The sequence below is a fragment of the Clostridioides sp. ES-S-0123-01 genome (assembly GCF_020658415.1).
Taxonomy (GTDB): domain Bacteria; phylum Bacillota; class Clostridia; order Peptostreptococcales; family Peptostreptococcaceae; genus Clostridioides.
Map to the genome: position 1 here is coordinate 170,174 of NZ_JACVWD010000006.1, position 11,773 is coordinate 181,946.

General features: G+C 29.5%; 15 protein-coding genes. All 15 read left to right on the plus strand.

Going from position 1 to position 11,773, the window contains the following annotated elements; all coding sequences use genetic code 11:
• Positions 1-11 precede the first annotated feature (11 nt).
• The 15 genes from fliL to IC175_RS15635 are packed head-to-tail and all read left to right on the plus strand — an operon-like array spanning position 12 to position 11,768.
• Positions 12-455: a flagellar basal body-associated FliL family protein gene (gene fliL, locus IC175_RS15565; RefSeq protein WP_227836177.1), complete on the plus strand. Its 444-nt coding sequence runs from the start codon at positions 12-14 to the stop codon at positions 453-455.
• A gap of 14 nt (positions 456-469) precedes the next feature.
• Complete coding sequence (locus tag IC175_RS15570) at positions 470-844, plus strand: flagellar biosynthetic protein FliO (protein ID WP_227434680.1); 375 nt, start codon at positions 470-472, stop codon at positions 842-844.
• Positions 845-1,510, plus strand: coding sequence for a flagellar type III secretion system pore protein FliP (gene fliP, locus IC175_RS15575; protein WP_227483435.1), 666 nt, complete (start codon positions 845-847; stop codon positions 1,508-1,510). It abuts the gene before it with no gap.
• Positions 1,511-1,522: 12 nt separating this feature from the next.
• Complete coding sequence (gene fliQ / locus IC175_RS15580; protein WP_009888090.1) at positions 1,523-1,792, plus strand: flagellar biosynthesis protein FliQ; 270 nt, start codon at positions 1,523-1,525, stop codon at positions 1,790-1,792.
• A gap of 11 nt (positions 1,793-1,803) precedes the next feature.
• Positions 1,804-3,618 (plus strand): fused FliR family export protein/FlhB family type III secretion system protein, encoded by a 1,815-nt coding sequence (locus IC175_RS15585; RefSeq protein ID WP_227434682.1) that lies wholly within the window; start codon positions 1,804-1,806, stop codon positions 3,616-3,618.
• 8 nt (positions 3,619-3,626) lie between these two features.
• The gene (flhA, locus tag IC175_RS15590) at positions 3,627-5,702 is read left to right on the plus strand and encodes a flagellar biosynthesis protein FlhA (protein ID WP_227434683.1); all 2,076 of its coding nucleotides are present in this window, start codon (positions 3,627-3,629) and stop codon (positions 5,700-5,702) included.
• Entirely contained in the window at positions 5,680-6,693 is a 1,014-nt protein-coding gene (gene flhF, locus IC175_RS15595; RefSeq protein ID WP_227434684.1) for a flagellar biosynthesis protein FlhF, read from the plus strand. Before flhA ends, flhF begins: the two co-directional genes overlap by 23 nt.
• A complete protein-coding gene (locus IC175_RS15600) occupies positions 6,690-7,568 on the plus strand; it encodes a MinD/ParA family protein (protein WP_227483433.1) in 879 nt (292 codons plus the stop codon). The genes flhF and IC175_RS15600 overlap by 4 nt, the downstream gene beginning before the upstream one ends.
• A 13-nt stretch (positions 7,569-7,581) precedes the next feature.
• The gene (locus IC175_RS15605) at positions 7,582-8,283 is read left to right on the plus strand and encodes a sigma-70 family RNA polymerase sigma factor (RefSeq protein ID WP_227434686.1); all 702 of its coding nucleotides are present in this window, start codon (positions 7,582-7,584) and stop codon (positions 8,281-8,283) included.
• Positions 8,284-8,298: 15 nt separating this feature from the next.
• Entirely contained in the window at positions 8,299-8,721 is a 423-nt protein-coding gene (locus tag IC175_RS15610) for a flagellar protein (RefSeq protein ID WP_227483432.1), read from the plus strand.
• The gene (locus IC175_RS15615; protein WP_227434688.1) at positions 8,706-8,891 is read left to right on the plus strand and encodes a flagellar protein; all 186 of its coding nucleotides are present in this window, start codon (positions 8,706-8,708) and stop codon (positions 8,889-8,891) included. Before IC175_RS15610 ends, IC175_RS15615 begins: the two co-directional genes overlap by 16 nt.
• A gap of 40 nt (positions 8,892-8,931) precedes the next feature.
• A complete protein-coding gene (locus tag IC175_RS19705; protein WP_227834866.1) occupies positions 8,932-9,705 on the plus strand; it encodes a flagellar hook-basal body complex protein in 774 nt (257 codons plus the stop codon).
• A 20-nt stretch (positions 9,706-9,725) separates the two neighbouring features.
• Positions 9,726-10,487, plus strand: a complete 762-nt coding sequence (locus tag IC175_RS15625; protein ID WP_227434690.1) for a flagellar hook-basal body complex protein — start codon at positions 9,726-9,728, stop codon at positions 10,485-10,487.
• Between the two features lie 22 nt (positions 10,488-10,509).
• Entirely contained in the window at positions 10,510-11,391 is an 882-nt protein-coding gene (locus IC175_RS15630) for a FliM/FliN family flagellar motor switch protein (protein ID WP_227434691.1), read from the plus strand.
• 2 nt (positions 11,392-11,393) lie between these two features.
• Positions 11,394-11,768, plus strand: a complete 375-nt coding sequence (locus IC175_RS15635; RefSeq protein ID WP_413926673.1) for a FliM/FliN family flagellar motor switch protein — start codon at positions 11,394-11,396, stop codon at positions 11,766-11,768.
• Positions 11,769-11,773: the final 5 nt, after the last annotated feature.

The following is an 11,773-nucleotide window of genomic DNA, read 5'->3' on the forward strand; positions in this document are numbered from 1 at the left end:
GAGGAAGAGTTTTGTTCAAAAATAAAAAAATTATTCTAATTATTTTGATACTGATTGTTTTCTCAGCAGGAGCAGGGTTTTTTATATTAGGTAAAGGTGGAAGTGGACAAATTGATAAGATTATAGGTTTGTTTATTCCAACAGGAAAAGCTAAAGATGAAATAAAGACAGAAAATCTTGATTTAGAAGAAATGGTATTGAAGCTAGCTGATGAAGGTGTAAGATATTTAAAGGTGTCAATAACTGTATCTTATGATGCTTCATATAAAGATATAGAAAAAAATACACCTTTAATTAGAGATAATATTATAAATTGCCTTATGGCAAAAAGAGCAGATGATTTTGCTGCTGAAAACCTAAATAATATAAAAGATGAAATAAAAAATACTTTAAATACAAATTTAGGTGGAAATGTAATACAAAACATATATTTCACAAATATAGTAGTACAATAAAAGGATGGTAAGACATGATACTTTATTTATTAAAGATATTAATATGTATTCCAATAATTTTAATATTGATAGTCTTATCTTTAAAAATTAGCCAGGGAACTTTATTAAAAAAATACAATGACAAATATGTAAAAATACTAGACATTGTAAGTATAAATAAAAACAATAGCATAATAATTTTAAAAGTAGGTGAAGAAGGATGTATTATTGCATCTTCTTCAGCTAGTATGAATAAGATAAAAGATTTGACCAAAGAAGAAATATCAAAAATAGAAGATGACATTAAAGAGAGAAATTTTAAAATCCAAGATTTTAAAATGGAAAAAATCAAAGCAAAATATGATTTCAGTAGATATATTGGAAAATTTACAAAAAAGGAAGATAAGTAAATGGAACTATTATCAAAATTACCTTTGTCTGACGTACCATATACAAGTTCAATGCAATTGTTTTTATTTCTAACGGCATTAATGTTTTTACCATTTGTAATGTTCATGATGACAAGCTTTGTTAGAATAGTCATAAGTTTATCATTTTTGAAATCAGCATTAGGAGCACAACAAGCAATTCCAAGTCAAGTTTTGGTAGGGCTTGCGATAGTATTGACAATATTTATAATGAGACCAGTATTAAATGAAATAAACGAAAAGGCATTACAACCATATATGAAAGAAGATATTACTATGGAAAAAGCCATGAAAGAAGCAGAAGTACCTATTAAAGAGTTTTTACTAAAGCAAACTAGACAAACTGACTTAGATTTATTTGTAGAACAAGCAGGGTTAAAAGAAAAAAAATTAACTCGTGAAAATATACCCTTATCTGTTGTAGTTCCAGCTTTTGCAATAAGTGAACTAAAAACTGCTTTTCAAATAGGTTTTTTAATATACATACCATTTTTGATAATAGACCTTGTTGTAGCAAGTGTTTTAATGTCTATGGGGATGTTTATGTTGCCTCCAGTTATGATATCATTACCATTTAAGTTGTTATTATTTGTAATGGTGGATGGATGGAACTTGATAGTAAAAACATTGATATTGGGATTTGGATAGGAGAAAAATAATATGAGTGAATTTATGATAATGAGTGTTCTTAAAAATGGTATGTTTACAGGAGCTATGATTGCAGCTCCAGTACTTATTGTTTCTCTTGTAGTTGGACTTTTAATAAGTGTATTTCAAGCTACAACTCAAATCCAAGAGCAAACTTTGACATTTGTACCAAAACTAATAGCAATTCTTTTGGTAGTAGCTATTGGTGGAAGCTGGATGTTACATACTCTTATTAGTTTTACTTCTGAGATATTCAATATGATGTCTCTTATAACTAAGTAAGTAGGATACATATGATTTTTGTATTTATTAGAATAGTAGCCTTCTTTGGAACATTGAGAATGCTATTTCCAGCTGGTACACCTGCTTTATTTAAGTCACTCTTTGCAATCATTATATCAATATTGATTTCAAGTACTATGCAAATTGAATATGTAACAAATATAGACAATATTGTAATGTTTACTTTATATGGTATAAATGAGACTATAACAGGGATTATTCTTGGATATATAACGAATCTATGTTTTTACAGTATCAGAATGGCAGGTTCTATGATGGACCAACAGATGGGATTATCAATGATTAATATGTTTGACCCAAACTCAATGACTCAAACAACTCTAATTGATAATCTTATGAACTGGACAGCAATTATGATATTTTTTAGCATGGATGGTCACCATATTTTAATTCGAGGTATAAGGTATAGTTTTGAGTTAATTCCAATAGGGAAATCATTTGTAGATAATAATATAGATTATATAATAAACATATTTGTGCAGTGCTTTATAACTGGATTTAAAATAGCAATACCTATTGTACTTTGTCTGCTTATGGCAGATTTTATATTAGGTCTTATATCAAGAAGTGTACCTCAACTAAACGTAATGATAGTTGGTATGCCATTAAAAATATTGGTTGGTATAGCATTATTTATCATATCAATACCTTTAATTGTCAACCAAATAAGTCATTTATTGAGTCAAATACCAAAGATGTATGAGGGAACTTTTGCACTAGCCCCTATGTTTTTTATGGGTTCAACAGACAAAACAGAAGACGCTACTCCAAAGAAAAGGGGAGAACAAAGAAAAAAAGGTAATATAGCAAAAAGTAGAGAATTACCTGTTGCAATGACCCTATTTGCATTCACTTTGTTAGTCCCTACATTATTTTCATATGTAGTGGACACACTTAAATCTTCACTCAATCATTTTTTAAGCGTGAATTTTTATATGAACATAAATTATTCAAATCTAGAAAACTTAATTATAGTAGGATTAATGGATTTTTTCAAGATATTTTTGCCAATAGCTATTCCATTTTTGGTCTTAGGTGTAGTAGCTAACCTATTTCAAGTGGGAATATTATTTACTGGGGAAACTTTAAAACCAAATTTATCAAAATTAAATCCAATTAGTGGATTCAAAAACATGTTTTCTATGAGAAGTTTATCAACTTTAATAAAGGATACAGCAATTATATCTGTCTTAGCTTACATAGGATATAAATTTTTTCAAGATAATTATTTAGATATCTTAAAACTAGGTAATATATACTTACCAACTTTAATGTATACAGTTAAAGACTTAGTATATTCCATATTAAGTAAAATTTGTATAGCTATGATAGTTATAGCAGTTGCAGATTATTTTTATCAAAGGTATAGTCATAAAAAACAACTAAGAATGACAAAACAAGAAGTTAAAGATGAATATAAAAACTCAGAAGGAGACCCAGAAATAAAAGCTAAGATAAAACAAAAACAAAGACAAATCTCATCTCAAAGGACTATGCAAGCAGTACCAAGCGCTACTGTAATAGTAACCAATCCAACTCACTTATCTATAGCAGTGAGATATGAAAAAGGGAAGGACCAAGCTCCAGTAGTAGTGGCAAAAGGTGCAGATTATTTAGCTTTTAAAATAAGGGAAATCGCAAAGGGAAATGACATCCCAATAATAGAAAATAAACCCATTGCTAGGTTGTTATATAAGCAAGTAGAAATAGACCAAGAAATTCCAGAGGACATGTATCAAGCTTTTGCAGAGATATTAGTAGCAGTATATAAAATCAAAAATAGATACAAAGTCCCAAAAAGGTAGGATAAGTAATGAATAAGTTTAATCTAAAAGAACATATGGACGTAATAGTGGCTTTTGGTGTTGTAGGAATTGTTCTTATGATGATAGTGCCATTACCTACATTTATATTAGATATTTTACTGGCAATTAACATAAGTTTATCTGTGCTAATTTTATTAATGACATTATTTACAACAAATGTACTTGATTTATCTATATTTCCAACAGTGTTACTTGTTACAACACTATTTAGATTGGGATTAAATCTTTCATCAACTAGATTAATTTTAACTCAAGGATACGCAGGTGAAGTTATAGAGGCATTTGGAAGTTTTGTTGTAGGTGGAAATTACGTAGTAGGGATAATTATATTCCTAATTATATTAATTGTTCAATTTGTCGTTATAACTAATGGTTCTGGAAGAGTATCTGAAGTAACAGCTAGATTTACGTTAGATGCCATGCCAGGGAAGCAGATGAGTATAGATGCAGATTTAAATGCAGGAGTTATAGATGACAAAACTGCTAGAAAAAGAAGAAAAGAACTCCAACAAGAAGCTGATTTTTATGGTTCTATGGATGGTGCAAATAAGTTTGTAAAAGGAGATGCTATAGCAGGTCTTATAGTAACAGCAATAAATATAATAGGAGGAATTGTAATAGGAGCTGTAATGCTAAACATGACTCTTATGGGTGCAGCTCAGACTTATGTAAGACTTACTATAGGTGATGGACTTGTAAGCCAGATACCAGCTCTACTAATATCCACATCAGCTGGTATAATCGTAACAAGAGCTTCGACTGATGAAAACTTTGGTGACTTAGTAGGTAAGCAATTAACAGCAATACCAAAAGCAGTAATGATGACTGGTTGTGTTTTAATTATACTTGGTATGATGCCTGGATTACCCAAGCCAGCGTTTTTTTCACTGGGAATAGGTGCAATAGCAGCAGGTTACTTCTTAGGAAGAGAAAAGAAGGATACCTTAGAAGATTTAGATTTTGAAAAACCTGATATGGTAAATCCAGACAAAAACGAAGTAGAAGATGTAACAAACTTAATAAATGTAGAAGCTATAGAAGTAGAAATTGGATATGGCTTAATATCTTTAGCTGATGAATCAGCAGGAGGAGATTTACTTCAGAGAATAGCATCAATAAGAAGACAATGTGCCATAGACATGGGTATAGTTGTACAACCTATAAGAATAAGAGATAATTTACAACTAAATCCAAACCAATACAATATAAAGATAAAAGGTAATGTAGTTGGTGGATATGAGATAATGCCTAATATGGTTTTATGTATGGACCCTATGAATCAAGGTTTTAATATATTTGGAATAAAGACAATTGAGCCTACTTTTGGAATAGAGGCACTTTGGATAGAAAGTGATAAGGTAGAAGATGCAGAGTTAAAAGGTTATACAGTTGTAGATTCATCCACAATACTTATAACCCATTTACTAGATATAATAAAATCCAATGCACATGAGTTACTGGGAAGGCAAGAAGTTAAGACTATTATAGATGCAGCAAGAGAAAATTATAGTGCTGTAGTTGATGAGTTGATACCAGACTTAATGACACTTGGTGAAGTTCAAAAAGTACTTAAAAATCTGTTGAGAGAAAAAGTAAATATAAAGGATAGGGTTACAATCCTTGAAACACTTGCAGACCAGTCCAGGAACACAAAAGACATAGAGCTTCTTACTGAATATGTGAGAATAGCTTTAGCTAGAAGTATTTGTACGAATTTGGTGGATGAAGATAAGTCAATTGTAGTGGCTACATTATCTCCAGAAACCGAGGAATTGGTATCTAATAATTTACAAAGGTCTGTAAATGGAACTTATCCAGCTGTTGACCCAGAAAACACAAACAAAATATTTGAGAGTATACAAGATGTAATAGGTAATGTATATTTCAATCATAATATACCAGTAATAGTAGTATCACCAAAGATAAGAGCACCATTTAGAAAACTAGTTGAGATTGTATATCCTAATTTGACTGTACTATCATTAAATGAAATACCTAATGATGTTAAAATCAAAGCAGAAGGTGTGGTGAGCATATATGATGACGAAAAAGTATACAGCTAATACAATTCAGGATGCTATGAATCTAGCCAAAATGGAATTGGGTGACAATATTACATTAATAGATAAAAAAGAAGTAAGAAAATCTGGAATACGAGGTATTTTTTCAAAGAGAGATATCGAATTAACTGTCGGATGGGAAAAGAGAGATAATGTAGAACAAAATGACTTGAAACGAGAGGTAGAACAATTAAAGTCAATTATAAGTAATATGGGGTTTGATAATAAGAATGACAATGATATAGATAAAATATGTAAGAACCTACTAAATCTAGAGTTAAATGAAGAAATTGTAGAGTCCATAAGAACTGACTTACAAGAGATGAAGTTCAATGGAATTGATACAAGTAAAAATTTAGTGGAAAGTCTAAAGAAAAAGATTAAAATAGAAAATCCAACGATAAATGGGAAAATCGCTCTAGTTGGACCACCAGGAGTAGGTAAGACAACTACAATAGCAAAGTTAGCCGCAAAATTAGTATTTGAGGAAAATAAAAAAGTAGGTGTAATAACTATAGATACCTATAGAATTGGCGCTGTGGAGCAGTTAAAGATATATACTGACATAATGAATATTCCTTTTAAAGGAGTAATAAGCCCCGATGAGATGGAGTTGGCGCTTGATGAGATGAAAGATTGTGATGTTGTATTAATAGATACTACAGGTAGAGGATATAAAAATTCTATGCAAATACTAGAAATCAAAAATCTCATAGATAAAGCTGAAACTGATAATATACACTTAGTTTTGAATTGCACAACAAGAGAAAATGATACAAAAGCAATTATAGATTCATATAGAAATGTGAACTTTAAAAGCTTAATAATTACAAAGCTGGATGAAACAATCACATATGGTTCCATCTTTAACATAGTGAATTATGCACAAAAACCAATATCGTATATTACAATAGGGCAAAGTGTTCCTGATGACATTATAAAACCTAATGAAGATAAGATTATAAGATTACTATTAGGAGTTGAAAGTATATGATTGACCAAGCTCAAATCTTGAGAAAGATGGCAATAGAAAAAAGAGGACTTGATGAATTTATAGTGGAGAATGGGAATGCACCTAAGATAATTACAATAGCTTCTGGGAAAGGTGGTGTTGGAAAGAGTAATCTCGCTACAAATTTGTCTATCTGTTTGACTAGGCTTAATAAAAAAGTTCTTATATTAGATGCAGATATAGGAATGTCAAATATAGATATAATAATGGGTGTAAATGTAAAAGGTACGATAATTGATGTAATTAATGGAGAAAAAAATATAGAAGATATAATTTCACGTACTAAATATGGTGTGAATATAATTTCTGGAGGTTCTGCACTTAATCATATAGAAGATTTTACAGAAGCTCAAAGAAATAAGTTTATACATAGCATAGAACAGATTCATGATGTCGATTTTATAATAATTGACACAGGCGCTGGTATGAGTAAAAGTCTATTGTCATTTATATATTGTAGTACTGAATTTTTCTTAATAACAACTCCAGAACCAACATCATTAACTGATGCATATAGCTTACTAAAGGCCATAAGTAATTTTGGGATAAAGAGAAGTGCAAACATAATAATCAACAGGGTAATAAATTTAGAAGAAGCAAAATCTACATACAACAGAATAAAGATGGTTGTAGACAAATTTTTAAATCTTAATTTAGAGTTATATGGATATATAATAGATGATAAAAAAGTAGGAATATGTGTAAAAAAGCAGATACCATTTATTCTGGAATATCCTACAAGTAGCGCTTCAAAGTGTATTATATCTATAGCAAAGAGAATGGTAAGTCAGTCAAGAGAAGATATTGATGAGAATAAGGGTCTACTAAGAAAAATGTTTAGTATATTTAAAAGCTAAGGAGGCGTAGTTAATGAATAGAGAAGAATTAATAAAAGAGAATATGCCTCTTGTAAAGAGTATAGCAAGAAAATTTTTTATACCTGGGAAAGGCTTTGAATATCAAGATTTAGTAAATAGTGGAGTTATTGGATTGATTGATGCAATAAATAAGTTTGATGTTGAAAAAGGAGCAAAATTTTCTAGTTACTCTTATATAAAAATAAAATCAGCTATATTAGATGAAATTAGAAATCAAAGTCCAATCTCTAAGCATAATTTAACTAAAGTAAATAAATATAATAGAGTAGTAGAAAAATTGCAGGCTGAGTTATTAAGAGAGCCAACTTCATATGAAATTGCGAATGAATTAAATATTTCAGAAAAGGAACTTTATGATATCGAAAATAATATAGACATGCTAAATATTGTATCATTAAACCATGTAATCTTTGAAGATACAAATGAAACTGTACAAGATACAATAAGTGACAGAGATGAAGATATTCCAGCAAATGTAATAGAGGAAGAAGAAAAACTAGAAATTTTATCTCAAGCAATTTGTAATTTAAAGGAAAAGGAAAAATTAATACTTTCACTGTACTATTATGAAGATTTAAATCTAAAGGAAATAGGAAAAGTGCTAGGTGTTTCAGAATCAAGAGTTTCACAACTCCACAGAAAATCAATAAGAAACTTGAGAAGCAAAATAAAAGAACTTAAATATTCTATATAGATGGTGATTGATGTGATGATACAAATTATATTAATAGTAGTGTCTATTTTGATAATAGTAACTATAATAGCAAATTTACATAAGGAATCGAAAAACAAAGATAACAGGTACTTTGACAAAATATTTGAACAGGAATATGAGGCAAATGATAGATTGATAGTTGCAGAAAAAAGAAGATTCTTTTTAGATAAAGTACTTGCTGAAATAAGAAGTAATAATCATATAAAAGTTTATGAAAATTATAACTTAATAAAAACTAATGAAGAAAAAAAAGACAGTATCTTTATAGAATCAAGACAGGAAATAAAACAAGAAAATGAGCTATCTCTTAAAGTGAAACATCTTATAAATTCTGGTTATGATGATGTGGAAATATGCAAGATGCTACATATTGGAAAGGGTGAGCTGTCATTAATAAAGAGTTGTTACAAAATATAAGAATATTATTATTTGATAAAAAAGTACTTTTAGGAATAGGAATTGGTATATTAATATCGACTTTATGTATAATGCTTTTTAGTAATAATGATATGAGCAAAGCAGAGATAGAAAAAAAGGCCAGAGCATTAGGGATGAAATATTCAAGTGAGATGAAAGTTTTAGAATAAATAATCTTGTTAAACAATTTACGAAAAAGGAGGTCATAATGTGATAAGAGGATTATATACAGCAGTTTCGGCTATGATAACAAATCAGCAAAAGCAAAATGTTGTTGTCAATAACCTAGCCAATATGGACACTAATGGATATAAAAGTAAACAGCTTTTAACCAAGAGTTTTGATTCATTGAAATTAGAAGCTTACAATAACTACGCAAATGGAACTAAACAAAAGCAAGAGATAGGTGAAATAAGTCCAGGTATTTCCATGGATGAAACTATTACAAATTTTAACCAAGGTCCTATAAAGCAGACTGATAATAAAATGGATGTAGCTATTCAAGGTAAGGGGTTCTTTTTGGTTAGTGATGCAGCTGGGAATCAGTTTTATACTAGAAATGGTAATTTTAGGACAGATAATCAAGGAGACCTTATAACTAGTGAAGGATACTATGTTCTTGGAACAAATACTGTAACTGGTGCTGTGGGTCATATAAATGTAGGAAATAAGAAATTTGAAGTAGCAAATGATAATACAATATCACTGGACGGAAATGCTATGTACAAATTTAATATGGTAGATTTTAATGACTATAATAAGCTAAAAAAAGAAGGCGATAACCTGTATTCTGGAGAAGGAGCTATAAAAGCAAATAATGCATATACAATACAAAATGCTATAGAGTCATCTAATGTAGATATGGTATCTGAAATCAATAATATGATGACAATTTCAAGAGAATATGAAGCAAATCAAAAGATAATTCAAGCTATGGATTCTAAATTAGCAAAAATAGCAAGCGAGATTGGTTCAGTAAGATAGATAATAGGAGGTGAATTTTTATGTACACAATGTTTTATACTAGTAAAACAGCTTTATCAGCAAATCAAAGTAAACTAGATATAATATCTAATAATATAGCAAATACTGATTCCACAGGATATAAAAAGCTAAATATGGAATATTCTGATTTAGTAGATGAAGTACTAAATAGACCATCTTACCCGACAAATGGTAAAGATATATCAACTGGAACTGGCTCTAAAGCCTCAGCTCCTATGAGAAATTATGAACAAGGAGCATTAGCTCCAACAAATAGTAAAAGTGATTTGGCAATAGATGGAGAAGGATTCTTTAGAGTCATAAGAAATGATGGCACATATGCATATACAAGAAATGGTGGATTTAATGTAGATGCTTTAGGTAAGATTGTAGATGATAGTGGAAATATACTAGATGTCCAATTTGATGCAGGTTATAACTACAATAATACAAATATAACTGATACAAACTTAACCGTTTCAAGAAATGGAGATTTATTTGTAGATAATAAAAAAATAGGAACGATAAATTTGTATGAGCCTACAGGAACTCAAAATTTTATATCTGAAGGAGATAGCCTATTTGTTGCAACTGATGCAGGAGAAGTCAAACAAGTTGGAAAAGTTGATATAGTTCAAGGCTACAGAGAAAGGTCAAATGTTTCTTTACAAGAAGAATTTGTTGATTTAATAGCTACTCAAAGAGCATTTCAAATGAATTCAAAAGGAATAAAGACAGCTGATGAAATGTGGCAAATAGCTAATAATTTAAGAGCTAAATAATTATGTAAGGTGAGGAATATTCATGTATGATATGAAAGATTATGATTTCGGCAAACCTCAGAGTTATTCAAGAGAAAATTTAACTTGCTTAAATTTTTTATTAGCTGAATTCTGTAAAAAATATAAAAACTATATAGTTTATGAACTTAAGTGTAATTCTAGTATGGTGGTTGAGAATATAGACCAAGTAAATTATCAAACTTTTTTAGATAAAGTGACATCTTCATGTTTAGTAGTACAAAATTCGATGGAACCTATTATGAAAAACTTTTCTTTTAGAATAGATAGAAGTGTAGCTGATATGTGGATTGATATAACATCTGGAGGAAATGGAGTTACAATAGATACTAACAGAGAACTTACAGAACTTGATAAGAAATTACTTTTACATCTTATGGAGGATTTAGTAAGAAATATGCATTTATTTGAAGGCTTTGAAAACATACAAGTGTTAGATACACATACACATATTAATTTACCACAATTGTGTTCACCAACTGCACCTGTATGTGTTGTAGATTTAAAAGTGCTAAATGATAATAAGCATATTGGTAATGTTTCACTTTGTTTCCCATACAATGCTTTAGAGGCCGTTTTGGAAAATATTTCTGTAGTAGAATTTTTAGATATGGATGCAGGGGATAATTCAGAGGAATTCACTAAGAAAATCTATGATAGTGTATCTAATATAGAATTATCAGTTATTGCAGAGATAGGTAAAGTATCAATTAATGTTGAGGATTTACTTAAACTAGAAGTTGGAGATGTAATAGTAACAAATAAAAAGATAAATGATTATATAGATGTATATGTAGAAAATTCAAAATCATACACAGCAACACCAGGATTTATATCAAGTAAAAAGGGTGTGAAAATAAATGATGCTGTCAAAAAAGAGGTGTAGTTATGGATAATAGTAATCTTATTTCAGATGAAGAAGCAAAAATGTTACTGAATGATAAAATTGAAAAAGAAATTAGTGGAGATGATGAATTAGCTTTAGAAATTTCTGAAACTAATAGAAATAATATAGATAGAATACTTGACCTTAAGTTAGAGTTATCTGTAGTTATAGGAAGAACTAAGATGAGTTTGAGAGATATTTTAAATCTAAATAAAGGTTCACTTATTGAACTTGATACTTTAGCAGACCAAGATGTAGAAATACTAATAGACAATAAAGTACTGGCTTATGGAAAAGTGGTAGTGGTAGACTTAAACTTTGGTGTAAAAGTAACAAGTATAGTAAGTGAAGAGGACATGGTAAAATCTCTTGTTTAGAAACA

Coding starts and splice junctions, on each gene's coding strand:
- IC175_RS15570 (WP_227434680.1), top strand. CDS start 470: ATGATACTTTATTTATTAAAGATATTAATATGTATTCCAATAATTTTA.
- fliP (WP_227483435.1), top strand. CDS start 845: ATGGAACTATTATCAAAATTACCTTTGTCTGACGTACCATATACAAGT.
- fliQ (WP_009888090.1), top strand. CDS start 1,523: ATGAGTGAATTTATGATAATGAGTGTTCTTAAAAATGGTATGTTTACA.
- IC175_RS15585 (WP_227434682.1), top strand. CDS start 1,804: ATGATTTTTGTATTTATTAGAATAGTAGCCTTCTTTGGAACATTGAGA.
- flhA (WP_227434683.1), top strand. CDS start 3,627: ATGAATAAGTTTAATCTAAAAGAACATATGGACGTAATAGTGGCTTTT.
- flhF (WP_227434684.1), top strand. CDS start 5,680: ATGACGAAAAAGTATACAGCTAATACAATTCAGGATGCTATGAATCTA.
- IC175_RS15600 (WP_227483433.1), top strand. CDS start 6,690: ATGATTGACCAAGCTCAAATCTTGAGAAAGATGGCAATAGAAAAAAGA.
- IC175_RS15605 (WP_227434686.1), top strand. CDS start 7,582: ATGAATAGAGAAGAATTAATAAAAGAGAATATGCCTCTTGTAAAGAGT.
- IC175_RS15610 (WP_227483432.1), top strand. CDS start 8,299: ATGATACAAATTATATTAATAGTAGTGTCTATTTTGATAATAGTAACT.
- IC175_RS15625 (WP_227434690.1), top strand. CDS start 9,726: ATGTACACAATGTTTTATACTAGTAAAACAGCTTTATCAGCAAATCAA.
- IC175_RS15630 (WP_227434691.1), top strand. CDS start 10,510: ATGTATGATATGAAAGATTATGATTTCGGCAAACCTCAGAGTTATTCA.
- IC175_RS15635 (WP_413926673.1), top strand. CDS start 11,394: ATGGATAATAGTAATCTTATTTCAGATGAAGAAGCAAAAATGTTACTG.